The following is a 24825-nucleotide window of genomic DNA, read 5'->3' on the forward strand; positions in this document are numbered from 1 at the left end:
GTCGTGTCCACCCTGCCCGTGTCACAGCCGCCCGTGTCGCCGCTTTCCGGGTCACCGCTGCTCGTGTCCCGGATCTGCGGGCTGCCCGCCGGAGTGCTCGACGGTCTGCGTGCCCCGGAGACCGTCGCGCTGCTGGAGGAGGCCGAGTCCGCCGCCGCGCGCAAAACCGCGCTGCGCGAACCGGTCTGCGACGTGCTGCACGCGGTGATCGGCCGCGACGAGCTGTCGCGCGAGCAGCGGCGCGGGCTGATCCGGCTTCGTCGCAGCGTGTTCAACGACCGCGGCGACGAAGCCGGGCTCAGGCTCGCGCGGGAGGTGCTGGCCACGCCCGACGCCGATCGGCTCGGGGAGTGGCATCAGCTGCTGGTGCGTGAGCGTGAGCTGCTGGAGAAGGCGGCGCGGGCGCTCGGTGCGGAGCTGGCCTCGGCGCAGCACGCCGTGGCGTCGGCGCTGCGCAGCCCGCACGTGCTGGCGGGGCTCGCGCTGGCGAGCCCGGAGTTCGTCACGGCGTTCACCGACCGCGCTGACCTCGGCAAACCCGGTGGACGGCTCAGCCGGAGCGCGGTGTCCTACCTCGTGCGGACCACGCTGAAGCCGAGCCCGTTCGGCGCGCTGACCACGGTGGGCGTCGGGGATTTCGCCGGCGCGGCCGACCCCGGTGCGGGAAACCGGCTGGTGAGCTCTTCGCGCGTCGCCGCGCGGCTCGCGTACGCGGCGTTGGAAGACGACCCGGTGGTGGTGCCCAATGTGGACACTCGCCTCGTGGGCGCCGAGTGGCTGGCCGCGCTGCCGGTGCACCTGATGCGCCACGGCGTGTACTTCCGCGAGGACGAGGTCACGGCGCTGGCCGGGCCGGTGCCGCTCTCGCCGCGGCCGCGGCGGCTGCGCGAGCTGGCCGCCGAGCTGGGCTGCGCGGTCGACGACATTCGCCGGCTCGTGGACCAGGGGCTGCTGCTGGTGACCACACCGTGGCGGCTCGACGAGCCCCGGCACTTCAGCGCGTGGGGCCGGCCTTCGCTTGCCGAAGCCGAGAAGGTGGTGGCCGGCACGGAGAACGGCCGGCGCCGGGCCGACGCCGTGCTGGCGCTGCGCGGCCGGCTGCGCACCGTGCTCACCGAACGCGATCCGGCGCGCGCGGGCTGGCTCGACGGGCTGGGGCTGGTGCACGAGACCGTCGCGCACGGCCCGGAACCGGAAACCGCGCCGCCGGCGTGGGTGGCGGGTGAGCTCGATCGGCTCGACGGCCTGCTGCGCGCCACCGCGCGGCCGCGGGCCGGGTACTACGACCTGGTGCGGTTCTTCCTGCACCACTACGACGTCGGCGGGGTCGCCGACCTGGCCGAGTTCGCGTTCCGCGCGGCCCGTGACCTCGATCCGATGGTGTGGCTTTCGCGCTGCGCGGTGCCCGAGCCCGATGTGCGGGACATCGCCGGCCCGAGCGTCGGCCGGCCCGCGCACTCGGTGTTCTGGCAGGTCGCGGGCGACGCGCTGGTGGTCAACCAGGTGCACCCGGGGTACCTCGGCGCCGTCTCGCGGTGGGCCGGCGTGCCGGGGCTGGCCGAGCGGGTCGAAGCGGCCGTGACTTCGTTGCACGAGAAGCGGTTCCCGGGAGCGACGGTGTACCAGGTGACCGCGCACGCCGACTGGACCGACACCCAGCGCCCGGCCGTGCGCTCGGCGCCGTGGCTGGCCTGGGGTGCCGAACGGCCGGCGGCCGGGCCGGGTGGTGTGCCGATCGACGGCTTCCGCGTGCGCCACGACCTGGCCACGGGCACGTTGGAGGTGCTCGACCCGGCCGGCCGGCCCGCGGCGTTGAGCTACCTCGGCGCGGTGCCCGGGCACCTGCTGCGTGGGGTGGCGCGGGTGCTGCAACTGCTGTCGGATCCGTGGCTGTCGCTGGGTCCGTGGGCGCCGGTGCCGGCCGCGGGGTTCCGCGAACGCGTGACGAACGGGCGGCTGGTGTTGCGCCGCGCGAGCTGGACGCTGCCGGCGTCGGCGCTGCCCGCCCTCACCGGCGGACCCGATGTGGACTTCCTCCGCGCCGGCCGGATGTTCCTGGCCGAGCACGGGTTGCCCGAGCAGCTGTTCGTCCGCGGTCTGGCCGCGGGCGGGGTGCCGCAGGGCAAGCCGCAATGGCTCAGCTTCGCCCACCCGCTCGCGGCGTGGACGGCGTTGAAAGGCCTGGCCGGCGCGGAGGAGCTCGAACTCACCGAGGCACTGCCGGCCGCGGGATCGGCGGCGGCGCGCGTGACCGAATTCCTCACGGTGGTGACCCATGCTTGACACCCTCTTGCGGCCCGACTGGCGCTACTGGCGCGTGTACGTGCCGGACCTCCCGTCGGTGACCCGGCTGCTCAACGACGTGGTGCGGCCGGTCGTCGCCGACCACCGCGACTCGGTGCGGCGCTGGTTTTTCCTGCAGTACATGGATATGTCGGGGCTGCAGCTGCGCGTGCGGCTGCGGGCCGAGCCGGCGTCGGCCGCCGTGGTGGAAGCTGAGCTCGACCGCCGCTTCGCCGAGCGCGCCGCGGAGGTCGTGAAGCGCTGGTACGAGCCGGAGCTGGCGAAGTTCCGCGGCTCGGACGGGGTGGAGTTCGCCGAACGCGTGGCCCACCTCGGCAGCGACACGGCGTTGCAACTGCTGCCGGGCCGCGCCTCGGCGCACCGCATCACGCAGGCCGCGGCCCACACCGCCGCGATCGTGGAGGGCTTGCCGGCCGACCAGCGCGTGAGCTTTCTGCACCAGTACGCCTGGTACTGGTCGGGCCGCGGCGCCCGCACCGTCGCCTGGCGCCCGGCCGCCGCCACAGCCCACCCGGACGACCCGGCGGCCGTGCGTCAGGCGGGCCGGCTCGCCGACAGCGTGGCCGGCGCGCTGGCCACCGACCACGTCGGCAAACCGCTGCTGACCTACGCCGAGCGCTTCTGGACCGAGTACCGCGAATCCGCGCGGCGCGTTTCGCCCTACCGCGCGGCTTTCCAGCACGTCCACCTCATGAACAACCGCCTCGGCGCAGTTCCCGGAGAGGAGGCTCAAATCGCGCGGTTGTTGTGGGTGCGACGATTGCGTAGCATCAGTAATTGAAACCCGCCGATCCGGCGGCGAATCGAGAACACCGAATCGGAATAACAACAGTTGGGGAGAAATACCATGGACTCAGGCTCCAGCGGCGCCGCCTCCGGCATCGGCGACCCGGACGACGACCACCCGAACCCTGTCGGAGACGCTGTGGTCAGCGGCGTGCGCTCCGTCCTCGGCAAACTCGGTCCAGCCGGCAAGAAAGCCGCGGACCAGTTGCCGAAGAAAAAGGACAAGTAAAGTTCCAATTATTCCGGCACGGTGAGTGCGGAGGAATTCTCGGCACTTCGCGAAAACGCGCTGGACACTCGCACAAAAGAGGTGGCACGGAGAGCGATCCCGGTGATCGCTCTCCGTGCCGGTCAGAGATTGATGTCGCCGTGCACGTCGCGCAGCTGCACGACCTTCCCGCCTTCCGCGACGGTGCCCACGTGGTTCGTCACGCCGCCGCTTCGGGCGTCCTGGTGCACTTCGAACTCGGTGCGCAAGGCGGCCGCGAAGGCCGGGTCCTCGCGGCCCGCCGCGTCGAGGCGTTCGGCCAGCGCCGTCACGGTCTCGGGCTTGTCCGGGGTGGCCGCCTCGAGTGTGGCCACGGCCTTCTTGTCGCTCGAGAACTTGCGCTTGACCAGCTCGTACAGCCCCTGCGCGGCCTTGGTGGCCAGTGCGGTCGCGACGGCGGTCAGGATCGGCTCGGGCATCCACTGCTCCTCGGGTCGGTCGGCCTGACCACCGTACTCACTTCGTGCGGGCCGCGATCCAATCCGCGATCACGTCCACGCGCGAGGTCGTTTCCGCGCTCGTGTGGGGGCAGTCGGGCCCGGTCGTCTCCACGGAGATGAGCTGGCCGCCGCTGCCGGAAGGCACGAAGTACGGCGCGCCCGAGTCGTACACGCACGCGCTGGTGGTGGGCGAAGGCGCGACGCCGTGCACGGCGACGGTGGTGCTGCCGACGGACGAGATCTGCACGGTGCCCTGCTGCAGCTTCGACGACGGCGAGGGGTTCTTCGCCGTATGGCTGCCCCAGCCGGCGAGCGTGAGGCGCTGGCCGGCGGCCGGGATCAGGCGGTTGACCACCAGCGGCGTGATGCCCGGCACCGCGCTGTCGAGCTGCACGAGGGCGACGTCGTTTTCCGCGGACTGCAGCACCTGCGTGGCCTTGCGGGTGATGCCCGCTTCCTTCGCTTCGTCGACCAGCCCGAGCGTGACGGTGGTCGGGTACGGCACCGGGCCGGACACGCGGTTGCGCTGCGCGTCGTGGAAGCAGTGACCGGTGGTGATCAGCCAGCTGGGCGCGACGAGCGCGCCCGAGCAGAAGCTGGTGTACGTGCTCCCGTCCGGACGCGGGATGCTCGCCATGGTGAGCTTGGCCGTGAAGCCGAACTGGCCGGCCGGTACGTCGGATCCGTCGGCGACGGCGCCGGCCGGGGTGGCGGTGACGGTGACGGTGAAGAGGGACAACAGGGCAGCTGCGAGAAGTGCGGCGCGGACGCGCATTCGTTCCCTTCGTCGGGCCACCGGCGGGGCGCCGATGATCGACCCTCAACGCTATCCAGCTACTTCCGCGTCAGGAATTCCCTTGTCGGGCGAAAGAAAACGGGCCCACGACCTGTGCGTGGGGCCCGTTGTCTGGTACTGGCGGCTACTGGCGGTCGGTCAGATCTGCGCGAGGATCCAGTCGGCCACCACGTCGACGCGGGAGGTCGTCTCCAGCTGCGCGTGGGGGCAGTCGGGGCCTTCGGACTCCACCGCCACGATGCGGCCGCCGTGGCCCGAGGCCACGAAGTACGGCGCGCCCGAGTCGTAGAGGCAGGCACTGGTGTCGGCGGCCGGCGCGACGCCGTGCACCCCCACCGTGGTGGCCGTGACCTCACCGATCGCGACCGTGCCCTGCTGCAGCTTCATCGACGGCGCGGCGTCCACCGAGCTCAGCGCGCCCCAGCCGGCGAGCGTGAGCTTCTGGCCGACGGCGGGCTCGGCGTGGCTGACCTTCAGCGGCGTGATGCCACGGACCGGCCGGTCGAGCTTCGCGAGCGCGATGTCGTTGGTGCCGGCCTGGATCACGTCGGTCACCTGGCGCGTGACACCGAGCTTGCCGCGCTGCACGGTGGTGCCCAGAAGCACCGAGGTCGAATACGGAACCGGGCCGGAGATCGGGTTGCGGTTCACGTCGTGGAAGCAGTGCCCCGCGGTGAGGATCCACTGCGGCGCCACGAGCGCGCCCGAGCAGCCGCTGTCGTAGTGCGTGCCGTCGGGCCGCGGGATGTTCGTCATCGTGAGCTTGGCGGCGAACTCGAACCGGCCCTGCGGAACGTCGGAACCGTTGGCGACGGCCGAAGCGGGCACGGCGGTGGCCAGCGCGGCTCCGAGCGTGAGCAGAGCCGCCGAAAGAATCGCGCGAACGCGCATGTCACTTACCCCCTGGTCAGTGCACCGGCCCCAGCCGGTGATCGGCGCAGCTTAGCGATGACCGGGGTTCACTCGAAAGTGTGCGGGCAACCGGGCTGCCCTCGGAGCCGGCCCGGTTGCCCGGAGATTCAGTTCACGCCGACGAGGTCGACCACGAAGATCAGCGTCTCGTTCGGCTTGATCACGCCGCCGGCGCCGCGTTCGCCGTACGCGAGGTGCGGCGGGATCACGAGCTGGCGACGGCCGCCGATCTTCATGCCGGCCACGCCCTGGTCCCAACCCGGGATGACCTGTCCGGCGCCGAGCGCGAAGCGCAGCGGCTCACCGCGGTCCCAGGAAGCGTCGAACTGCGCACCGGTGGAGTGCGAGACGCCGACGTAGTGCACGGTCACGGCCGTGCCGGGCTGGGCCTCCGTGCCGTCACCCACGGTGAGGTCGGTGATCTCCAGTTCGGCCGGCGGTGGCCCGTCCGGGCGGTCGATTTCGGGCTTTTCCAAGGTCATGGCGCTCACCGTACCTATCGGGCCTGAACTGCGCCGATCGGACTAGGCCCAACGAGGGGTTAAACGCGAAAAGTCTTCACACTTCATTTACCCGTCGGTAGCGTGCGCGGGGTCACCCCTGGGGGAACCTCGTGGACGGGAGCTCCGGCATGCGACGACGCATCCGCACCCTGACCGTTTCAGCGCTGGCCATCACGGTGGCGGGCCTGCTGTCGGCGGTCGGCGGTCCACCCGCCTCAGCCGCCTTGCCCGGCAACGACTACTGCGCCGGCCAGTGCAACGACATCCTGCCGCCGGGCGAAAACGGCAGCGCGACGCTCGCGGAAATCCTGGGCAACAAGGCTTTCGGCACACAGCCGGCGCACGCCGACGACCAGCTCGGCAAGTACGCCGACCTCGCCGGCGGCTACAAGACGCTGACCACCGACACCATCGGCAAGTTCTTCAACGACTCCTCCTTCGGGGTCCCCGCCGACCAGGTCGCGAGCACGCTGCAGCCGCGTTCGGACGTCACGATCACGCGGGACAAGGCCACCGGCGTGCCCCACATCCAGGGCACCACGCGCTCCGGCACCGAGTTCGGCGCCGGGTACGCGGCCGCGCAGGACCGCTTGTGGCTCATGGACATCATGCGCCGCGTCGGCCGCGGCCAACTCACCTCGTACGCCGGTGGCGCGCCCGCGAACCGCGAGCTGGAGCAGTCGTTCTTCGCCGCCGCTCCGTACACCGAGGCCGAGCTGCAGCAGCAGATCGAGGCGGCCGCCGCCAGCGGCCCGCGCGGCCAGCAGGGCCTGGCCGATTCGCAGGCGTACGTGGACGGGATCAACAAGTACATCACCGACTCCCACAACGGCCGCTACTTCCCGGGCGAATACGTGCTCACCGGCCACGTCGACGCGATCACCAACGCCGGCACCATCGAGCCGTTCAAGCTCACCGACCTCGTGGTGCTCGCGTCGGTGGTCGGCGCGCAGTTCGGCGCCGGTGGCGGCGGTGAGGTGCAGAACGCGGTCGCGAAGCTCGCGCTGCAGGAGAAGTACGGCGTGGCCAAGGGGGAGCAGGTGTGGCAGAGCCTGCGCTCGGCCGACGACCCCGAAGCCGTGAAGACGCTGCACGACGGCCAGACGTTCGACTACGGCATGACGCCGGCCGACCCGCAGGGGATGGCGTTGCCGGACAAGGGTTCGGTGACCCCGCAGCAGCTCGTGTACGACCAGTCCGGCTCGGCCGCCACGAACACGCCGGCGAAGGTCGACGTGAAGGCGCCGGCGGACCAGCAGGCCGCGAAGGGCATGTTCGACAACGGCGTGCTGCCGGGAGACATGCTGAGTGACAAGCACGGCATGTCCAACGCACTCGTGGTGTCCGGCAGCAAGACCGCGAGCGGCCACCCGGTCGCCGTGTTCGGCCCGCAGACCGGCTACTTCGCGCCGCAGCTGCTGCTCCTGCAGGAACTCCAGGGCCCGGGCATCAGCGCGCGCGGCGCGTCGTTCGCCGGCATCTCGATGTACGTGCTGCTCGGGCGCGGCCAGGACTACTCGTGGAGCGCCACGACCTCGGCGCAGGACATCATCGACACGTTCGCGCTGCCGCTGTGCGAGCCGAGCGGCAAGCCGGCCACGAAGGACTCGAACTACTACCTCTACCAGGGCCAGTGCCTGCCGATGGACACCGTGGAGCGCAAGAACTCCTGGTCGCCGACGGTGGCCGACGGCACCGCGGCCGGTTCGTACACGCTGCGCAGCTACCGCACGAAGTACGGCCCGGTGGTGAGCCGCGCGACGATCGGCGGCAAGCCGGTGGCGTACGCGTCGCTGCGGTCCTCCTACTTCCACGAGGTCGATTCGCTGATCGGGTTCCAGGAGTTCAACGACCCCGGCTTCGTGCACTCCGCGGCCGACTTCCAGCGGGCCGCGAACGACGTGAACTTCACCTTCAACTGGTTCTACGCCGACTCGAAGGACGTCGCCTACTTCAACTCCGGCGCCAACCCCGTCCGCAACTCCACTGTGGACCCGATGATGCCGGTGTGGGGCGACCGGGGTTACGACTGGCAGGGCTGGAATCCGGCCGGCAACACGGCGAACTACACGCCGGCCTCGCAGCACCCGCAGTCGGTGAACCAGGACTACTACGTGAGCTGGAACAACGCGCAGGCCAAGGGCTACGCCTCGGGCGGCGCGGACAAGTCGGCCGTGCACCGCGCCGACCTGCTCGACACGCGCGTGAAGGCGCTGATCAACAGCGGTACCAAGGTGACGCGCGTGAACCTCGCGCAGGCCATGGAAGACGCGGCGCTCGCCGACCTGCGGGCCGAAGAAGTGCTGCCGCTGCTGCTGCAGGTGCTCGACAAGACCCCGCTCACCGGCGCGGCGGCCGACGCCGAGAACAAGCTGAAGACGTGGCTGGCCCACGGGCACCAGCGCGTGGAATCGGCTCCGGGCAGCAAGACGTACAACGACGCCGACGCGATCCGGATCATGGACGCGTGGTGGCCGCTGCTCGTCACCGCGGAGTTCAAGCCCGCGATGGGCGACGACGCGTTCACCGCGATGACCAATGTGCTGCAGGTCAACGAAAGCCCGTCCGGGTTCCAGAACGAGCTGCCGGGCAAGCACGTCGGCCAGCCGCACCAGGGCTCGTCGTACCAGCACGGCTGGTGGGGCTACGTGAGCAAGGACATCCGCACGGTGCTGGGCCAGCCGGTGGCCGGGCCGCTGGGCAGCACGTTCTGCGGCGGCGGCGACCTCACGGCGTGCCGCACCGCGCTGGCCGACTCGCTCACGGCGGCCGCGGCCCAGCCCGCGAACACCGTGTACCCGGGTGACGCCGACTGCTCGGCCGGCGACCAGTGGTGCGCCGACACCGTGATCCAGCGTCCGCTCGGCGGGATCACGCACGGCAAGATCAGCACGCAGAACCGGCCGACGTTCCAGCAGGTGGTGGAGTACCCGGCGCACCGCGGCGACAACGTCAGCAACCTCGCCGCCGGCAAGCCGGTGAGCGCCACGAGCGCCGAGACGGGCCTGTTCGCCTCGCCTGCGTCGAACGCCGTGGACTCGAACGCGAAGACGCGGTGGGCCAGCGACTGGAGCGACAACCAGTCGATCACCGTCGACCTCGGTTCGGTGCAGCAGGTCGCGCGCGTGGTGCTGTCGTGGGAAGCGGCGTACGCGAAGGGTTACAAGATCCAGCTCTCGGCCGACGGTGAGAGCTGGCGCGACGCCGCGGTGGTGACCGACGGCAACGGCGGCGCGGACAACGTGGCGTTCACGCCGTCGGACGCCCGGTTCGTCCGGATGCAGGGCGTGCAGCGGGGGACCGGTTACGGCTACTCGCTGTACGAGTTCGAGGTGTACGCGCACTAGAAAGCGTGGTCGGCTCGCCGGCGCGGGTGAGCCGACCGCCACATCAAGGCGGCCTGGCCGCGATTGCGAACTACGGTGTCCGGTATGGACGACTGGACACCGCGCACCCTCGCGATCGCGGCCGGGCGGCCGCACGGCCCCGGCGAGCCCCTGACCACCCCGATCGTGGCCACGAGCACCTTCGAGGCCGGCGGCGATTTCGTCTACGCGCGCTCCGACGGCACGGACACCTGGCTCGCGCTCGAAGAGGCGGTCGGCGCGCTGGAAGGCGGGCACGCCACCAGCTTCGGCTCCGGCGTCGCGACGCTTTCGGCCGTGCTCGACACGCTGCCGGTGGGCTCGTCGGTGGCGGTGCCGACGTTCAGCTACGCCGTGACGCGCGGCGCGATGCACCACGCGGAGAAGATGGGCCGCATCAGCGTCACCGAGCTCGAACCCACCGACACGCAGGCGTGGCTCGACTGCGACGCCGACCTGCTGTGGCTCGAATCGCCGACGAATCCGACGCTCGACGTGATGGACATCGAGACCATCGCGCGCGGCTCGCGGGGCCGCGTGGCGGTGGACAACACGTTCGCGACGCCGCTGCACCAGCAGCCGCTGAAGCTGGGCGCGGACATCGTGGTGCACAGCGCGACGAAGCTCATCGGTGGCCACAGCGACCTGTTGCTCGGCATCACCGTCGCGGCCGACGAGACGATCGCGGCCGAACTGCGCGGCGCACGTACGCGGATCGGCTCGACGCCGGGCGCGCTCGAAGCGTTCCTCGCGCTGCGCGGCCTGCGCACGATGCCGGTGCGGCTCGCGGAGCAGACCAAAACGGCGGCACTGCTAGCTTCCCGCTTGGCGGAACACGCGGCCGTCACGAAGGTGCGTTACCCCGGTTTCGGGATGATGGTGTCGTTCGAGCTGGCCACGGCCGAAGCGGCCGACGCGGTGTGCGCGGCTGTGCGGCTGATCCGCCCGGCGACGAGCCTCGGCGGCGTGGAAAGCCTGGTGGAGCGGCGTGCGTGGCTGCCGGGCGAGGAGCGCGTGCCGGCCGGGTTGCTGCGCTTCAGCGTGGGTCTCGAGGACCCGGAAGACCTGTGGCGCGATCTGGTTACCGCGCTGGGCTAGATCCGGCCAACAATTCACCGGGGTGACTCGGCGCGACCGAAACTGTTACAGTAAAGGCACGGTCGCGCCGGGTTTCCCGGCTGTCGCGGGGGTGTTGACCCAGATCATCGCCCCAGCTCGTGGGTTCGTTACCAACGTTTACGGTGCTTTTAATCACCGGCGAAAACGTTTCGTGTTCACCCCTTTTCTCCGGCAGGATCAGCGGACGCGGTGGGGGTCACCGCGCTTTCTTCCAGGGGAGAACAACACGTGAAGAAGACCCTGGGCAGACTCGCGGGCGCCGTGCTCGCGGGCGCCCTGATCAGCCTCGCCGTCACGCCGACCGCCCTCGCGGACGACGAAACCGGCACCGTGCCGACGACCTCCGAGGTTTCGACACCGCCCACTTCGGACACTCCGGTCACCGACGCGCCCACTTCGGACACGCCGACCTCGGACACGCCGACCTCGGGCGCGCCGTCCTCTTCGGACGCTCCGCCGGCCACCAGCGGTCAGCCGACCGACTCGAGCCAGCCGGGCGAACCGAGCCACACCGGGCAGCCCAGTGACTCGTCGACCCCGACCACCTCGGGTTCCGAAGAGACCACCACGCCGGAAGAGCCGCCGTACGAGGACGACATCGCCTACGGTGTCGACTTCGACGGTGGCCAGGGCCTGTTCGTGATCGCCTGCGCCGCGGGCGAGCCGACCAACGTGTCCTCGAGCGACTTCGACCTGATCGAAGGCCCGCACCAGGACGAGACCGACGGCCGCTACTGGGGCTGGATCGTGCAGCGCCACGACGGCGTGTCGTTCGACGCCGGCAACGTGACCGCGACCTGGACCTGCGGCGGCGACCAGACCGGCGACCAGCCGGTGCCGCCGGCCGGTGGCGCGGGCGCGGGCTCGGCGGGCACCACCAACGGTGACGGCAGTTCGCAGGTCAAGTACGCGCCCAAGGGCGGCGTCGAGACCGGCTTCGGCGGCATGGCCGCTTGATGTCGAAAACTGCGCTGACCATTGCCAATCCGGCCACAGCCACGGCCGAATGGCTTCGCAGTAACGGTTACGTGCCGCGCAGGGGTCGGCCTACTTTTGGCCGGATTGGCAAGCACGGGCAGGGCGTCGCTGTTGCGGGCGCCCTGCTCCTTTCCCTCACCTTGAGCGGCTGTGGCTCCGACGCGGCCCCGGCCGCTTCTGCCGCTGCGCCGAAGCCGTCGACTTCGGTCCCGGTGACCAAGCCGTTCACCGGTCTTCGGCCCACCTCGGTGGAGATCCCGAAGATCGGCGCGAAGTCGTCGCTGATCACCGTGCTGCCCAACAAGGACGGGCAGATCTCGGTGCCGTCGGTGAAGACGCCGATGCAGGCCGCGTGGTACCGCCTCTCGCCCGTGCCGGGTGACATCGGCCCGGCCATCGTGCTGGGCCACGTCGACGGAAACCACCAGCCGGGCATCTTCTACAAGCTCAAGGACGTGAACCCCGGCGATGAGGTCGACATCGAACGCAGCGACGGCAAGAAGCTGAAGTTCGTGGTGGACCACAAGGACGAGGTCCCGAAGGACACGTTCCCCACGCAGGCGGTCTTCGGCAATACCGACAAGGCGCAGCTGCGCCTGATCACCTGCGGTGGCGTGTTCGACCACGCCGAGCACAGCTACAAGGACAACATCGTCGTGTACGCGAACCTCGTCTCCTGAGAAGTTCTGTTCGCGCGACTGACTACGCAGCCCGGTGCCACCAACGGCCGGGCTGCTGTCGTTTCCGGGGCCGCGCCCCCACCGGCTCGAGCCGGAACCACGCCAGATTCCCCGCCGGCTCGGGCACCCCGGTCGACACCACCACCGGCTCCCCGAGCCGCGTCGCGAGCCACCGCCCCATGCGCAACACCTCGTCGGGCTCGATGTGCGCCGCCACCACCCGCACCTGCCTGCGCGGGAAGTACTTCAGCACCTCATTCCACGCATCCGCCGGCAAGTCCGGCGCGATGTCGAGCACCACACTCGGCTGCGCATCCCCCGCGACCCCCCGCGAAAGCAACCAGGCACGGTCACTGATCCGCCCGCCGAAGTAGACGACCGTCGCGGTGCCGACGCGGAAGCTCGCCAATCCCGTCATGTCCCTCGCCTCCCCTTTGTCCCCGGGTCCCCGACCAACACGAGGACGCGAGGTGCGTGGTTCAGAGCAGCGGTCGCCGCTCTTCGGGCACCCTTCGCGCACCCTTCGCGCAATCGCCATCCTGCGATCCATCCACAGCCCTCGCCGTCGCGCCGAAGTAGTCCACGGTCTTCCCGGCGCACCGAAGTGGTCCACAATCGTCCCCGACGCGCCGAAGTTGTCCACAGTCCTCGCCGTCGCACCGAAGTTGTCCACAGATTCCGCGGACACCGATTTTTGGCCCCTCACCTCGGTAGAATGGGAACCGGGGACGCCCCCCTGAGGAGGGCGGGGCTGTGTTGTTTCCGCTCCGTGGCGAGGTTTGGCAGTCGGCCGGTCATCGTCGCGCTTGTCAGCCTCGCGAGGCGCACGCGAGAAAACACCGCACGTGGTTCAGAGCAGCGGCGTGAGCAGCGCTCGCTGCTCTTCCGGCACATACTCCGCGTAGTTGTCATACAGCGCCCGCCGCGCCAACCGCGCCGCCAGCTCGCCGTCCGACGCGCGCACGGCTTCCAGCACCTCGGCGTGATGCGTGAGCCAGGACTGCATCAACGCGGTCCGATCCCGGGCGTGCTCCAGCTTGTCCTCGATCAGCTCCAGCACCACGCCGCGCACGACCTCCGCGCTCACCACCAGCAGCGGATTCCGCGAAGCCCGCGCGATCGTCTCGTGGAACGCCACGTCCGCATGGCTGAACTCCGAGAACCCGACCTGAGCCCCCGCCCGCATCGCGGCCAACGCGGTGTCCAAAGCGGACAGATCCTCCGCCGTCCGCAGCTGCGCCGCCAGCAGGTGGGCCGAGCCGTCCAGCACCATCCGGAACTGCAGCAGCTCCGCCAGCCCCACGTGTTCGGCCCGCGCGAGCCGGTGCATCGAGCGTTGCAAAGCCACCGGTGACGCGGCCAGGACCTCGGGCCCGCGCGGATCGCCGGGCCGCGACCGGATCAATTCCGCCGCCTGCAGCACGCGCAACGCCTCGCGCACCGTGGAGCGGCCGACGCCGAACTGGGTCATGAGCTCGCGCTCGCCGGGCAGCCGTGTGCCCGGTTGGAGGCGGCCGCTGACCACGGCCTCCTCGATCTGCTCCACGATCCGCTCGTAGGCGCGGACCGGGGCCACCGGTTCGAACTTCATCCCTTGACCTCGGCGTCGGGTGGTGCCAACCTCAGGCGGTGCTCAGGCTACTGGTCTGACCAGTGTACTGGCTTAGTGTAGCGGCCGAAGGTCCGTCACAGGAGGCTGAATGAGAGCCCGGCTCCACCTCGCGGCGCTCGCGGTGCTGCTCGCGGCGTCCGCCTGCTCGGCCGGGTCCAGCGCGAGCGTGTCGAGTGGTCCGGACACGTTGTCGGTCGGGTTCACGGCCGAGCCGGCGAACTTCGACTTCACGCACGCCGACGGCGCGGCCATCCCGCAGGCCTTGCTCTACAACGTGTACGAGGGCCTGGTGAAGCTCGACGCGCAGGGCAAGATCGTGCCGCTGCTCGCCAAGTCGTGGACCGTGAGCCCGGATCGCAAGACGTACGACTTCCAGCTGCAGCCCGGCGTGACGTTCAGCAACGGCGCGCCGTTCACCGCGGCCGACGTGAAGTTCTCGCTGCTGCGCGTGAAAACCGACTGGACGATCTCGATCAAGTCGGCCATGGACGTGGTGGACCACGTCGACGTCGTCTCGCCCGACCACGCGCGGGTGGTGCTCTCGAAACCCAGCAACGGCTGGCTGTTCAGCCTCACCAGCCGCCTCGGCGCGATGTTCAGCCCGACCGGCGTGGCCGACCTGGCGAACAAGCCGGTGGGCACCGGGCCGTACGAGGTGGCCTCGCGCCGGCGCGGGGATTCCATCGTGCTGAAGGAAAATCCCGACTACTGGGGTCGCAAACCGGCGTACTCCACGGTGGTGCTCAAGTACATCGCCGATCCGACCGCGCTCAACAACGCGCTGCTCAGCAACGGCATCGACGTGATCTCCTCACTCACCTCGGCCGACTCGATCCCGCAGTTCCAGGGCGACGACCGGTTCACCGTGCTGCAGGGCACCACCAACAGCGAGGTCACGCTCGCCTTCAACAACCGGAAAGCGCCGCTGAACGACCCGCGCGTGCGCCAGGCCCTCACCTACGCGATCGACCGCAAAGCCGTGCTGGACCTCGTGTTCAACGGCCGCGGCACCTTGATCGGCAGCATGGTCCCGCCCACCGACCCGTGGTACGAGGATCTGTCGAACGTTTACCCGTACGACCCGGCGAAGGCGAAGCAACTGCTCGCGCAGGCCGGCGTGCAGAACCTCAACCTGCGCCTGCGGATCCCGAACCTGCCCTACGCCGTGTCGGCCGCGCAGGTGGTGCAGTCGGAGCTGGCCGAGGTCGGCGTGCGGACCACGATCGAGCCGCTCGACTTCCCGGCCGTGTGGCTCAAGCAGGTGTTCACCGACCACGACTACGACCTGTCGATCATCCAGCACGTGGAGGCCCGCGACATCACCACGTTCGGGAAACCCACGTACTACTGGGGTTACGACAGCAAGCGCGTGCAGCAGCTGCTGGCCGAGGCCGACAGCGGCACGCCGCAGCAGCAGGTCACCGACATGAAGCAGGTGGCGCGCCGGCTGAACACCGACGCGGCGGCCGACTGGCTGTTCCTCTACCCCAACGTGATCGTGGCGAAGAACAAGGTCACCGGGTTCGCGAAGAACCAGGTCAGCGAGTCGTTCGACCTCACCGGATTGAGGCCCGCATGACGGTGCGAGTGCTCCGGCGCGTGGCGATCCTCGTGGTGAGCCTGTTCGTCGCGTCGATCGTGGTGTTCCTGTTCATGGCCGTGCTGCCGGGTGATCCGGCACAGGTCGCGCTCGGCGTGAACGCGACGCCCGAGCTGCTGGCGAAGACCCGCGCGGAGTTCGGCATCGACCGCTCGCTGGTCACGCAGTACTTCAGCTGGATCGGTGGCGTGCTCCACGGCGACTTCGGTCGCTCCTACGTCACGCGGGAAGCCATCGGCCCGCAGCTGCTCGACCGGCTCGGCGTCACGTTGTGGCTGGTCGGCGCGGGCATGGTGGTGGCGCTGGTGATCGCGGTGCCGGTGGGCATGTTCGCGGCCGTGCGGCACCGCAAGCCCAGCGGGGCCACGGTTTCCGGGCTGTCGCAGATCGGCGTGGCGATCCCGGCGTTCCTGGCCGGCATCATCCTCGTGCAGATCTTCGCGGTGCAGCTGCGCTGGCTGCCGAGCGGCGGGTGGACGCCGCCGGACCAGAACGCGGGGGAGTTCGTGCGCGGCCTGATCCTGCCGGCGCTCTCGCTCGGGCTGGTGCAGGGCGCGGTGCTCACGCGCTACGTCCGCTCGGCCGTGCTCGACACGCTCGGCCAGGACTACCTGCGCACGGCCCGCTCGAAGGGCCTGCTGCCGGCGCAGGCGTTGCGGCGCCACGGGTTGCGCAACGCGTCGGTGCCGGTCGTCACGGTGCTCGGCCTGCAGTTGGCGACGCTGTTGATCGGCGCGGTGGTGGTGGAGCGCGTGTTCGTGCTGCCGGGGTTGGGCAGCATGCTGCTCGACGCCGTGTCGTCGCGCGATCTGCTCACGGTGCAGGGAATCGTGCTGGTGCTCGTGGCGGGGGTGCTGCTGGTGAACTTCGTGGTCGACGTGCTCTACACGGTGCTCGACCCGAGATTGCGGGGTTCGTGATGACCACGCTCACGCCGGTGCGCAACCGCAGCCTGGTGCTCGGCGCGGTCCTGGTCGCGCTCGTGGTGCTGGCCGCGCTGGTGTCGTTCGTGTGGACGCCGTACGACCCGGTGCAGGTCAACGCACCCGACAAGCTGCTGGGCTTCTCGCCCGAGCACCTGTTCGGCACCGACAAGTTCGGCCGCGACGTGTTCAGCCAGATCATGGTCGGCGCGCGCACCACCTTGTACGTCGGGGTGGTGGCCGTCGGCATCGCCGCGGTGCTCGGCACGCCGCTCGGGGTGCTGGCCGGCCTGGGCCCGCGGTGGCTCGGCGAGTTCGTGATGCGCGTGAACGACCTGGTGCTGGCGTTTCCCGCGCTGCTGCTGGCGATCATGTTCGGCGCGGTGTTCGGCGCCGACACGCTCACGGCGATGGTGGCCATCGGCATCGCGACCATCCCGTCGTTCGCGCGGATCGCGCGCTCGGGCACGTTGCAGGTGGGCAGCAGCGAGTTCGTGCTCGCGGCGCGCGCGGCCGGCCGCACGCGGGTGAGCATCGCGGTGCGCCACGTGCTGCCGAACATCTCGGGCCTGCTGATCGTGCAGGCGTCGGTGTCGTTCGCGATCGCCGTGCTGGCCGAGGCGGCGCTGTCGTTCCTGGGTTTCGGCACGCGGCCGCCGACCCCGTCGTGGGGCCGGATGCTGCAGGAATCCCAGGAGCTGCTCACGATCCACCCGCGGCTCGCGCTCGTGCCCGGCATCGCGATCGCGGTGGCGGTGCTCGGGTTCAACCTGCTCGGCGACGGTCTGCGAGACCGGCTCGACCCGCGATTGGCGGCCCGCGCATGACTCTTGCGGTGCACGGTCTCTGTGTCGGCGACCTGGTGCGGGACGTCTCGTTCGAGATCGGCGCGGGTGAACGCGTCGGGCTGATCGGCGAGTCGGGCTCCGGCAAATCGCTCACGGCGTTGTCGATCATGGGCCTGCTGCCCGACGAACTGCGGGCCACGGGCTCGGTGCGGCTCGACGGCCGGGAGCTGGTGGGCGCGCCGGAACGCGAGCTGTCGCGGTTGCGCGGCAACGGGTTGTCGATGGTGTTCCAGGAACCGATGACCGCGCTGAACCCGGCGATGCGCGTGGGGCGGCAGGTGACGGAACCGTTGCGCGTGCACGGCCGGCGTGGGCGGTCGGCCGAGGAAATGCTGGCGGCCGTCGGGCTGCCGGGCACCGCGCGCGCCTATCCGCACCAGCTTTCGGGCGGGCAGCGGCAGCGCGTGGTGCTGGCGATGGCGCTGGCCAACGAGCCGTCGCTGCTGATCTGCGACGAGCCGACCACGGCGCTGGACGTGACGGTGCAGGCGCAGATCCTGGCGTTGATCCGCGGTTCGCTGTCGGCGGAGGCCGCGCTGCTGTTCATCACGCACGACCTGGCCGTGGTGGCATCGGTGTGCGAGCGGGTGCTGGTGATGCTGGACGGGGAGATCGTGGAACGCGGTTCGACGCGGGACGTGTTGACCGCGCCTGAGCACGAGTACACCAAGGCATTGTTGGCAGCTTCGGACCTGGACGGAGCGGCTCGATGATCGAAGTCCGTGACCTGCACCGGAAGTACGCGCCCCGCGACGTCCACGCGTTGCGCGGCGTGAGCTTCGACGTCGAGGAAGGGCAGCGGTTCGGGATCGTCGGCGAGTCGGGCTCGGGCAAGTCCACGCTGGTGCGCCTGCTGGCCGCGCTGGATCGGCCGACGTCGGGCACGGTCTCGTTCGACGGCCGCCGGATCGACAACCTGCCCGAACGCCGGCTGGGCTTCCTGCGCTCGTCGATGCAGATCGTCTTCCAGGACCCGATGGGTTCCCTCGACCCGCGGATGCGCGTGCGGGACATCATCTCCGAGCCGCTGGGCCGGCGTTCGCCGTTGCGGGTGGCCGAGCTGCTGGAGGCCGTCGGCCTGCCCGCCGACGCGGCTGCCCGCTACCCGCACCAGTTCTCCGGCGGCCAGCGGCAGCGGATCTCCATCGCGCGAGCGCTGGCACCCAACCCGCGCGTGCTGCTGGCCGACGAGCCGGTGAGCGCGCTTGACGTGTCCGTGCGCAAGCAGATCCTCGACCTGCTCACGCGGCTGGTGGCGGAATTTTCGCTCACGCTGGTGTTCGTGTCGCACGACCTCGGCGTGGTGCGGCACGTGTGCGACCGCGTCGCGGTGATGCGGCGCGGGGAGATCGTGGAGCTGGGAGACGTGGAGGAGGTTTACGAGACACCGCGGCACGAGTACACCCGGGAACTGCTGGCGGCCGCACCCGACCTGCGCGCCGAGCTGGCCCGGCTGAGCGGAGGGAGTGCGGACGATGCCTGACTACCCCGAGGGGCTGCCGATCGGCGCCGGCTGGGTGTCCACAGCGGACACCGCGAACGTGGTTTTCCCCTGCGACGGCAGCGTGATCGGAGTGGCGCCGGTCGGCACTCCGGAGCTCGCCACGCGCGCCATCGACGAAGCCGTGGCGGTCGCGCGCGAAGTGGCGGCGCTGCCTTCGCGGGTGCGGCGGACGTTGCTGAATGACGTGGCCGCCGCGCTGCGCTCGCGGCGGGAGGAGTTCGAGCAGCTGCTCGTGCTCGAGACCGGAAAACCTCTGGTGGACTGCCAGGTGGAGGTCGCGCGCTCGATCGTCACGTGGGAAGCGGCGGCCGAAGAGGTGTCGCGGCTGCACGGCGAGACGGTGCCGCTGGACCTGCTGCCGTCCGGCGACGGGCTCGTCGGCTTCTGGAAACGCAAGCCGATCGGGGTGGTCGTCGGCATCGCCGGCTTCAACTACCCGGTGCTGCTGGCGTCGCACAAGATCGCGCCGGCCATCGCGGCCGGCTGTCCGGTGGTGGTGAAGCCCGCGCCGCAGACGCCGTTGGCCACGCTGTGGCTGGTGCACCTCGTGCGTTCGCTTTCACCGTTGCCGGCGATGGTGCAGCTGGTGACCGGTGACGCCGCGGTGGGCTCGGCCCTGGTCACCGATCGACGCCTCGGCGCGGTCTCGTTCACGGGCTCGGCCGCCGTCGGCCACCGCATCGCGCGGGACGCGGCGCCGACGAAAACGCTGCTGGAGCTGGGTTCCAACGCCGCTCTGGTGGTCGCGGAAGACGCCGACCTCGACGCGGCGGCCGATGCCGTGCTGCGCGGCGGGTTCTACGCGTCCGGCCAGGCCTGCATTTCGGTGCAGCGGGTGCTGGTGGTCGCTTCCGTCGCCGAGGAGTTCACGGCGAAGGTGCTGGCGCGCCTGGGCGAGGTGACCGTGGGTGATCCGCGCTCTCCGGAGACGCGCGTGGCGAAGCTGATCGACCAGCGCTCCACCGACCGCGTCGCCGAGTGGGTCGACAAAGCGACGGCGGCCGGCGCGCGCGTGCTGGCCGGTGGTGCGCTGCACGAAGGTGTGCTGGAACCGACGGTGCTGGGTGACGTGCCCGACGGCGTCGAATGCTGGGACGAGGAGATCTTCGGCCCGGTCGTCTGCCTGCGCACAGTGTCCGATGTGGACACCGCGTTCGCCGCGGTGAACGCCTCGCGCTACGGCTTGCACGCCAGCGTGTACAGCCGCTCGCTGAACACCGCGTTCCGCGCGCTCGACGAGCTCGAAGTCGGCGGTGTGGTCGTGAACGAGGTGCCCGGGTTCCGCTCCGACACCATGCCGTACGGCGGTGTGAAGGATTCCGGCATCGGCCGCGAAGGGCCGCGGTTCGCCGTGGAAGAACTGACCGTGACGAGGATGGCGGTGGTGCGCCCGTGACGTACGAAAACCTGTTCCGCCTCGACGGCCGCCGCGCCGTGGTGCTCGGCGGCGGCAGCGGCATCGGCCGGGAAGCCGCGCGGGCGCTGGCCGCGCACGGCGCGCACGTGATCTGCGCGGACCGTGACTTGGCGGCCGCGCGGGAGACCGGCGTGGCGGAGGCGTACGAGATCGACCTGCTCGAACCGGGGGCCGTCGAGCGCGCCGCCGCCGAGCTGGGTGAGCTCGATGCCGTGGTGCTCACCGCCGGCGTCAACGTGCGCAAACGCCTGCTGGACTACACGCGCGAGGAGTTCGATCGGGTCGTCGAGCTGAACCTCGGGGTCGCGTTCGAGGTGGTGCGCGCGTTCGGCGGGCCGATGGTGGCGCGCGGCCGGGGCAGCATCATCGGCTTCTCGTCGATCCGCGGCACCACCGTCGAGCCGGGCCAGGGCCCGTACGCGGCGACCAAAGCCGGTCTGGTGCAGCTCTTCCGCACGGCCGCCGCGGAGTTCGGGCCGGCGGGCGTGCGCGTGAACGCGATCGCGCCGGGTGTCGTCGAGACGCCGCTCACCGCGCAGATCAAGGGAAATCCCGACTGGTACGACGCTTACGCCACCAAGGGCGCCCTCGGCCGCTGGGCGCGCGCCGACGAGCTGGCCGGCGCCGTGGTGTACCTCGCGTCCGACGCGTCGACGTTCGTCACCGGGTCCGTGCTCGCCGTCGACGGGGGCTGGACCGCCGTCGACGGCCGGTTCGAACCCCCCGCTTCGTGATCCGGAGGTAACGATGGAGCTGGCCGATCTGACCGCGGTGGACCTGGTCGCAGGCTACCGCGCGGGCACGGTGTCGCCCGTCGAGGCGACCGAAGCCGTCCTCGCCCGCATCGACGCGCGCGAGCCACAGCTGCACGCCCTGTACGCCTACGACGCCGCTTCGGCCCGCGCGGCCGCGAAGGAGTCCGAAGCACGCTGGCAGGCCGGCGAACCGCTCGGTCCGATCGACGGCGTTCCCTTGACGCTGAAGGAAAACATCGCCACCCGCGGCACACCCGTACCGCTGGGCACGGCCGCCACATCGTTGTCCCCGGCCGCGGCCGACGCCCCGGCCGCCGCGCGCGCCCGCGAGTCCGGCGCTGTGCTGCTGGCCAAAACGACCATGCCCGACTACGGCATGCTCACCTCGGGCCTGTCCAGCTTCCACGAATCGGCCCGCAACCCCTGGGACTTCACCCGCACACCCGGCGGCTCGAGCGCCGGCGCCGCCGCGGCCGCCGCCGCGGGTTACGGCCCGCTCCACGTCGGCACCGACATCGGCGGCTCCATCCGCCTGCCCGCCGGCTGGTGCGGCCTCGTCGGCCTGAAGCCGAGCTTCGGCCGCGTGCCGGTGGACCCACCGTTCCTCGGCCGCGTCGCGGGCCCTCTGACCCGAACCGTCGCCGACGCCGCACTCCTGATGAGCGTCCTGTCGGCCCCCGACGCGCGTGATCACCTCAGCCTGCCACCGGCGTCGCTCGACTGGCCGAGCCTGGCGTCTTCGCTGCGCGGCCTGCGCGTCGGCCTGCAGCTGGACCCTGGCGTCGGCCTGGCCGTCTCCCCGGAGATCCGCGCCGCCGTCACCGCCGCGGCCTCGGCGTTCGCCGACGCGGGCGCCGAGGTGTCCCCGGTCGAGCCGTTCCTGACCCGCGAACTCCTCGACGGCCTCGACGTCTTCTGGAGCGTCCGCGCCTGGTCCGATCTGGCCGCGCTCCCGGAGGACCGCCGCGCCCGCGTGCTGCCCTACATCGCCACCTGGGCCGGAGCCGGCGCCGCCGTGTCCGGAGTGGACACCTACCGCGGCTTCGCCTGCATGGACCGGATCAGCGTCGCCGCCCTGGCCGCGACCGCCGCGTACGACCTCGTGCTGTCCCCGGTGTGCGCCGTCCCGCCCCCGCCGTTCGACCACGCCTCGCCGACGAACGACCCGCGCCGCACGTTCGAGCACATCTCGTTCACGGTGCCGTACAACATGTCCGGCCAGCCCGCGGTATCGGTGAACTGCGGCTACACCACCGACGGCCTGCCGATCGGCCTGCAGATCGCGGGCCCCCGCTTCGCCGACCTCGCGGTGCTTCGCGCAGCCGCGGCGTACGAACAGCTCCGGCCGGAGCAGCGTCCCTGGCCGGTGTGAGTCAGGCGCCGACCGCCTCCGCCATCGCCAGCACCGCCTGGGCCTGCTCCACGTGCAGGTTCTCGACCATCCGCCCGTCCACCGTCACCACGCCGCGCCCGGCGGCCCGCGCCTCGTCGAACGCCGTGATCACCCGGCGGGCGTGGTCGATCTCGTCGGCCGACGGCGCGAAGATCCGGTTGCAGGGCTCGACCTGCGCCGGGTGGATGAGGGTCTTGCCGTCGAAGCCGAAGTCGCGGGCCTGGCGGCATTCGGTTTCGAAGCCGGCGGCGTCGCGGACGTCGTTGTACACGCCGTCGAGGACGAGTTTGCCGGTGGCGCGAGCGGCGAGGACGGCGGCCGACAGGGCGGCCAGCAGGGGAGCGCGGCCCGGGACGAAGGAGGCGTGCAGTTCCTTCGCCAGGTCGTTCGTGCCCAGCACGAGCACGGTGAGCCGCTCGGACGCCGCCGCGATCTCCGCGGCGCGCAGGATCGCGATGGGCGTCTCCAGCATCGCCCAGATCTTCGTCGACGCGGGCGCGCCGCCGAGTTCCAGGGCGCGCTCGATGTTGTGCACCTCGGTCGCGGAGTTCACCTTCGGCACGACCACGGCGGCGGGGCCGGCGGCCGCGGCGGCGCGCAGGTCGGCGTCGTGCCATTCGGTGTCGAGACCGTTCACGCGGATGGCCACCTCGCGGGAGCCGTAGTCGCCCAGCGCGGCGCACACGCGGTCGCGCGCGGCTTCCTTCGCGTCCGGCGCCACGGCGTCCTCGAGGTCGAGGATCAGCGCGTCGGCCGGCAGGGACTTGGCCTTCTCGAGCGCGCGTTCGTTGGCTCCGGGCATGTAGAGCACCGAACGGCGCGGCCGGACCTGCGTCATCCTCGCTCCTCTCCTCGACAGTCGGATCACCCTAATCCGGGCCCGTGTGACACCGCTGCGGCGAAGGTCACCGCCAAGCGGGTGACCCCCTCCGACCTGCGGCGTCCACAGTGGAACCCGGTCCGGTTGCGCCGAATGGCGTAACGCGGTGGACCCGTTGCCACGGGCGCCTTCCGGGCTGCGGGTAGTCGTTCGTAGGCGCTCCGTCACGCCACTCACCTCCGGCTCACTCGGTTGGCCGCACCGTCGGGCCGAAGTCCACCGACCGCCTACCGACCGGTCACCGACCGCTGAGCGCCGCCGATCGCAGCCACTCGCGCAACGTGAAGACCCCGTGCCGCCGCACTGGTACTCAAGTCATGTGCCGGTTTTACGAGGCACGCAGGGGTACAGGTTGTTGAAGGAGGCGGAACTCGTGGCGGCTACACCTCAGAACACAGAGCGCTCGACGGTCGCCGGTGGCGCGAAGCGCAGCCGGTCGATGCCGAGCCGGGTGGTGCCGCCGATCGAGCTCCCCGCGAGCGTCGACGAGCTGGCGCGCAAGGCCGCGGCCCTTCTGGGCTGGAACGGCGTTGTGCTGCCCGAGGCGACCCTGCTCGGCCGCAAGGTCAGCATCGTCGCCCGGCTGCGCACCGACGTGCACGCGGAGCGGATCGCGATGGGTGTCGGTCCCGTCGCCGATCGCGCCACCGTCGACACCTGGACCTGGCCAGAGCTGGCTGCGACCGCACCCGCGCCGGCCGCCGAGATCATCGGCGTCCTCGCGGTCGCACGGCACTGGCGGACCGCGATGGCCTCCGCGGTTCCGTTCGCACGTTACGGCGAGGCCGCGATGGTTCTCCCATCGCCTGCCGTACTGACGGAAGACTACGTGGCGAACTGCCTGCCGCGCGCTCGCGCGTACGGGCTCGCCATCGCCGCCGCCGACCCCCACGCGCAGGTGGACCTCGACCTCGAGGGCCGCACCGAGCGCATCCTCCTCGCCGAGGACCCGGTGTCGCGCTGGGTCAACGAGATGGCGTACGACCAGCTGCTGCGCACCGCCGAAGTGCCCGCCGACGTCGACTGATCGACCTGCGCCGGGCCCGGCGGCGGACTACCGTCGGGATCATGCGAGTCGTCATTGCCGGTGGACACGGTCAGATCGCCCTTCGCCTCGAGAAGTTGCTGGCGGAGCGGGGTGATCAGCCCGTCGGGATCGTGCGCAATCCCGACCACGAAGGCGACCTGCTCGCCGCCGGAGCGGTGACCGTCGTGCTCGACCTGGAGCAGTCCGATGTGGACGCGGTCGCCAACGTGCTTCGCGGCGCCGACGCGGCGGTGTTCGCCGCGGGCGCCGGGCCGGGCAGCGGCCAGGACCGCAAGGACACCGTCGACCGCGCCGCCGCCGTGCTGTTCGCCGAAGCGGCCGAGCGCGCGGGCGTCCGCCGGTTCATCCAGATCGGCTCGATGGGCGCCGACTCCCCGGACGCACCGGGCCTCGACCCGGTTTTCCGCGCTTACCTCTACGCGAAGGCCGCGGCCGAGGAAGACCTGCGGGCGCGTGACCTCGACTGGACGATCCTGCGTCCCGGCGCGCTGACCAACGATTCCGGCACCGGCAACGTCAAGATCGCGCCCAAGACCGGCCGCGCCAAGGTGCCGCGCGAAGACGTCGCCGCCGCGGTGGTCGGGCTGCTCGACGCACCCGCCACCGCCGGCAGCACGCTCGAGCTGATCTCCGGCGAGCACACGATCGAAGAGGCGATCTCGGCGCTCTGACCTGCACGTCTAGGATCGGATCC

24 protein-coding genes are annotated in these 24825 nt (G+C 70.9%); 17 read left to right on the forward strand and 7 right to left on the reverse strand.

Translation table 11 applies throughout. The features are described from left to right. Positions 1-3 precede the first annotated feature (3 nt). The 3 genes from VSH64_RS37390 (at position 4) to VSH64_RS37400 (ending at position 3319) form a co-directional block, all read left to right on the forward strand. Complete coding sequence (locus tag VSH64_RS37390) at positions 4-2283, forward strand: hypothetical protein (protein WP_326567467.1); 2280 nt, start codon at positions 4-6, stop codon at positions 2281-2283. Continuing rightward, complete coding sequence (locus VSH64_RS37395; RefSeq protein ID WP_326567468.1) at positions 2276-3085, forward strand: thiopeptide-type bacteriocin biosynthesis protein; 810 nt, start codon at positions 2276-2278, stop codon at positions 3083-3085. Before VSH64_RS37390 ends, VSH64_RS37395 begins: the two co-directional genes overlap by 8 nt. A gap of 66 nt (positions 3086-3151) precedes the next feature. Next, positions 3152-3319, forward strand: coding sequence for a hypothetical protein (locus VSH64_RS37400; RefSeq protein ID WP_326567469.1), 168 nt, complete (start codon positions 3152-3154; stop codon positions 3317-3319). Positions 3320-3441: 122 nt separating this feature from the next. On the opposite strand, the gene VSH64_RS37405 is transcribed toward VSH64_RS37400, so the two are convergent. The 4 genes from VSH64_RS37405 to VSH64_RS37420 form a co-directional block, all read right to left on the reverse strand. After that, positions 3442-3777, reverse strand: a complete 336-nt coding sequence (locus tag VSH64_RS37405) for a hypothetical protein (protein WP_326567470.1) — start codon at positions 3775-3777, stop codon at positions 3442-3444. Between the two features lie 37 nt (positions 3778-3814). Beyond that, positions 3815-4573: a S1 family peptidase gene (locus VSH64_RS37410; RefSeq protein ID WP_326567471.1), complete on the reverse strand. Its 759-nt coding sequence runs from the start codon at positions 4571-4573 to the stop codon at positions 3815-3817. 159 nt (positions 4574-4732) lie between these two features. Next, a complete protein-coding gene (locus VSH64_RS37415) occupies positions 4733-5485 on the reverse strand; it encodes a S1 family peptidase (protein ID WP_326567472.1) in 753 nt (250 codons plus the stop codon). 128 nt (positions 5486-5613) lie between these two features. Continuing rightward, on the reverse strand, positions 5614-5988 hold the full coding sequence (locus VSH64_RS37420; protein ID WP_326567473.1) for an FKBP-type peptidyl-prolyl cis-trans isomerase: 375 nt from the start codon (positions 5986-5988) through the stop codon (positions 5614-5616). Between the two features lie 149 nt (positions 5989-6137). Here VSH64_RS37420 and VSH64_RS37425 point away from each other — a divergent pair, with 149 nt between their 5' ends. The 4 genes from VSH64_RS37425 (at position 6138) to VSH64_RS37440 (ending at position 12151) form a co-directional block, all read left to right on the forward strand. Continuing rightward, positions 6138-9356, forward strand: a complete 3219-nt coding sequence (locus VSH64_RS37425; protein ID WP_326567474.1) for a penicillin acylase family protein — start codon at positions 6138-6140, stop codon at positions 9354-9356. A gap of 84 nt (positions 9357-9440) precedes the next feature. Continuing rightward, a complete protein-coding gene (locus tag VSH64_RS37430) occupies positions 9441-10472 on the forward strand; it encodes a trans-sulfuration enzyme family protein (RefSeq protein WP_326567475.1) in 1032 nt (343 codons plus the stop codon). Positions 10473-10721: 249 nt separating this feature from the next. Continuing rightward, positions 10722-11450, forward strand: a complete 729-nt coding sequence (locus VSH64_RS37435) for a hypothetical protein (RefSeq protein WP_326567476.1) — start codon at positions 10722-10724, stop codon at positions 11448-11450. Between the two features lie 104 nt (positions 11451-11554). Further along, complete coding sequence (locus VSH64_RS37440) at positions 11555-12151, forward strand: class F sortase (RefSeq protein ID WP_326838134.1); 597 nt, start codon at positions 11555-11557, stop codon at positions 12149-12151. Positions 12152-12173: 22 nt separating this feature from the next. Here the strand turns inward: VSH64_RS37440 and VSH64_RS37445 are convergent, their stop codons facing one another. After that, positions 12174-12569: a hypothetical protein gene (locus VSH64_RS37445; protein ID WP_326567477.1), complete on the reverse strand. Its 396-nt coding sequence runs from the start codon at positions 12567-12569 to the stop codon at positions 12174-12176. Positions 12570-13001: 432 nt separating this feature from the next. After that, positions 13002-13742 (reverse strand): FadR/GntR family transcriptional regulator, encoded by a 741-nt coding sequence (locus VSH64_RS37450; protein WP_326567478.1) that lies wholly within the window; start codon positions 13740-13742, stop codon positions 13002-13004. 109 nt (positions 13743-13851) lie between these two features. On the opposite strand from VSH64_RS37450, the gene VSH64_RS37455 reads away from it, so the two are divergent. From VSH64_RS37455 to VSH64_RS37490, 8 genes are read left to right on the forward strand one after another with little or no spacing between them, the layout of a single operon-like run. Continuing rightward, positions 13852-15342 carry an ABC transporter substrate-binding protein gene (locus VSH64_RS37455; protein WP_326567479.1) on the forward strand — a complete coding sequence of 497 codons (1491 nt, stop codon included), beginning with the start codon at positions 13852-13854 and terminating at the stop codon, positions 15340-15342. Further along, complete coding sequence (locus VSH64_RS37460; RefSeq protein ID WP_326567480.1) at positions 15339-16283, forward strand: ABC transporter permease; 945 nt, start codon at positions 15339-15341, stop codon at positions 16281-16283. The genes VSH64_RS37455 and VSH64_RS37460 overlap by 4 nt, the downstream gene beginning before the upstream one ends. Beyond that, the gene (locus tag VSH64_RS37465) at positions 16283-17113 is read left to right on the forward strand and encodes an ABC transporter permease (protein WP_326567481.1); all 831 of its coding nucleotides are present in this window, start codon (positions 16283-16285) and stop codon (positions 17111-17113) included. Before VSH64_RS37460 ends, VSH64_RS37465 begins: the two co-directional genes overlap by 1 nt. Continuing rightward, entirely contained in the window at positions 17110-17847 is a 738-nt protein-coding gene (locus VSH64_RS37470; protein ID WP_326567482.1) for an ABC transporter ATP-binding protein, read from the forward strand. The genes VSH64_RS37465 and VSH64_RS37470 overlap by 4 nt, the downstream gene beginning before the upstream one ends. After that, on the forward strand, positions 17844-18617 hold the full coding sequence (locus VSH64_RS37475; protein ID WP_326567483.1) for an ABC transporter ATP-binding protein: 774 nt from the start codon (positions 17844-17846) through the stop codon (positions 18615-18617). The genes VSH64_RS37470 and VSH64_RS37475 overlap by 4 nt, the downstream gene beginning before the upstream one ends. Beyond that, positions 18610-20034, forward strand: a complete 1425-nt coding sequence (locus VSH64_RS37480) for an aldehyde dehydrogenase family protein (RefSeq protein ID WP_326567484.1) — start codon at positions 18610-18612, stop codon at positions 20032-20034. Before VSH64_RS37475 ends, VSH64_RS37480 begins: the two co-directional genes overlap by 8 nt. Further along, the gene (locus tag VSH64_RS37485; protein WP_326567485.1) at positions 20031-20789 is read left to right on the forward strand and encodes an SDR family NAD(P)-dependent oxidoreductase; all 759 of its coding nucleotides are present in this window, start codon (positions 20031-20033) and stop codon (positions 20787-20789) included. The genes VSH64_RS37480 and VSH64_RS37485 overlap by 4 nt, the downstream gene beginning before the upstream one ends. Before the next feature lie 13 nt (positions 20790-20802). After that, complete coding sequence (locus VSH64_RS37490; protein WP_326567486.1) at positions 20803-22182, forward strand: amidase; 1380 nt, start codon at positions 20803-20805, stop codon at positions 22180-22182. A gap of 1 nt (position 22183) precedes the next feature. Here VSH64_RS37490 and VSH64_RS37495 read toward each other — a convergent pair whose 3' ends face one another. Then, positions 22184-23041, reverse strand: a complete 858-nt coding sequence (locus tag VSH64_RS37495; protein WP_326567487.1) for an HpcH/HpaI aldolase/citrate lyase family protein — start codon at positions 23039-23041, stop codon at positions 22184-22186. 415 nt (positions 23042-23456) lie between these two features. Between VSH64_RS37495 and VSH64_RS37500 the strand changes: the two genes are divergently transcribed. Continuing rightward, on the forward strand, positions 23457-24110 hold the full coding sequence (locus VSH64_RS37500; protein WP_326567488.1) for a hypothetical protein: 654 nt from the start codon (positions 23457-23459) through the stop codon (positions 24108-24110). Between the two features lie 41 nt (positions 24111-24151). After that, positions 24152-24802, forward strand: a complete 651-nt coding sequence (locus VSH64_RS37505) for an NAD(P)H-binding protein (protein WP_326567489.1) — start codon at positions 24152-24154, stop codon at positions 24800-24802. Positions 24803-24825: the final 23 nt, after the last annotated feature.

Source organism: Amycolatopsis rhabdoformis, from assembly GCF_035918295.1.
Taxonomy (GTDB): domain Bacteria; phylum Actinomycetota; class Actinomycetes; order Mycobacteriales; family Pseudonocardiaceae; genus Amycolatopsis; species Amycolatopsis rhabdoformis.

Bases quoted from the DNA above. Each gene is read 5' to 3' on its own strand.
- VSH64_RS37395 (WP_326567468.1), top strand. From the start codon at position 2,276: ATGCTTGACACCCTCTTGCGGCCCGACTGGCGCTACTGGCGCGTGTAC.
- VSH64_RS37400 (WP_326567469.1), top strand. From the start codon at position 3,152: ATGGACTCAGGCTCCAGCGGCGCCGCCTCCGGCATCGGCGACCCGGAC.
- VSH64_RS37405 (WP_326567470.1), bottom strand. From the start codon at position 3,777: ATGCCCGAGCCGATCCTGACCGCCGTCGCGACCGCACTGGCCACCAAG.
- VSH64_RS37410 (WP_326567471.1), bottom strand. From the start codon at position 4,573: ATGCGCGTCCGCGCCGCACTTCTCGCAGCTGCCCTGTTGTCCCTCTTC.
- VSH64_RS37415 (WP_326567472.1), bottom strand. From the start codon at position 5,485: ATGCGCGTTCGCGCGATTCTTTCGGCGGCTCTGCTCACGCTCGGAGCC.
- VSH64_RS37420 (WP_326567473.1), bottom strand. From the start codon at position 5,988: ATGACCTTGGAAAAGCCCGAAATCGACCGCCCGGACGGGCCACCGCCG.
- VSH64_RS37425 (WP_326567474.1), top strand. From the start codon at position 6,138: ATGCGACGACGCATCCGCACCCTGACCGTTTCAGCGCTGGCCATCACG.
- VSH64_RS37430 (WP_326567475.1), top strand. From the start codon at position 9,441: ATGGACGACTGGACACCGCGCACCCTCGCGATCGCGGCCGGGCGGCCG.
- VSH64_RS37445 (WP_326567477.1), bottom strand. From the start codon at position 12,569: ATGACGGGATTGGCGAGCTTCCGCGTCGGCACCGCGACGGTCGTCTAC.
- VSH64_RS37450 (WP_326567478.1), bottom strand. From the start codon at position 13,742: ATGAAGTTCGAACCGGTGGCCCCGGTCCGCGCCTACGAGCGGATCGTG.
- VSH64_RS37455 (WP_326567479.1), top strand. From the start codon at position 13,852: ATGAGAGCCCGGCTCCACCTCGCGGCGCTCGCGGTGCTGCTCGCGGCG.
- VSH64_RS37460 (WP_326567480.1), top strand. From the start codon at position 15,339: ATGACGGTGCGAGTGCTCCGGCGCGTGGCGATCCTCGTGGTGAGCCTG.
- VSH64_RS37465 (WP_326567481.1), top strand. From the start codon at position 16,283: ATGACCACGCTCACGCCGGTGCGCAACCGCAGCCTGGTGCTCGGCGCG.
- VSH64_RS37470 (WP_326567482.1), top strand. From the start codon at position 17,110: ATGACTCTTGCGGTGCACGGTCTCTGTGTCGGCGACCTGGTGCGGGAC.
- VSH64_RS37475 (WP_326567483.1), top strand. From the start codon at position 17,844: ATGATCGAAGTCCGTGACCTGCACCGGAAGTACGCGCCCCGCGACGTC.
- VSH64_RS37480 (WP_326567484.1), top strand. From the start codon at position 18,610: ATGCCTGACTACCCCGAGGGGCTGCCGATCGGCGCCGGCTGGGTGTCC.
- VSH64_RS37490 (WP_326567486.1), top strand. From the start codon at position 20,803: ATGGAGCTGGCCGATCTGACCGCGGTGGACCTGGTCGCAGGCTACCGC.
- VSH64_RS37495 (WP_326567487.1), bottom strand. From the start codon at position 23,041: ATGACGCAGGTCCGGCCGCGCCGTTCGGTGCTCTACATGCCCGGAGCC.
- VSH64_RS37505 (WP_326567489.1), top strand. From the start codon at position 24,152: ATGCGAGTCGTCATTGCCGGTGGACACGGTCAGATCGCCCTTCGCCTC.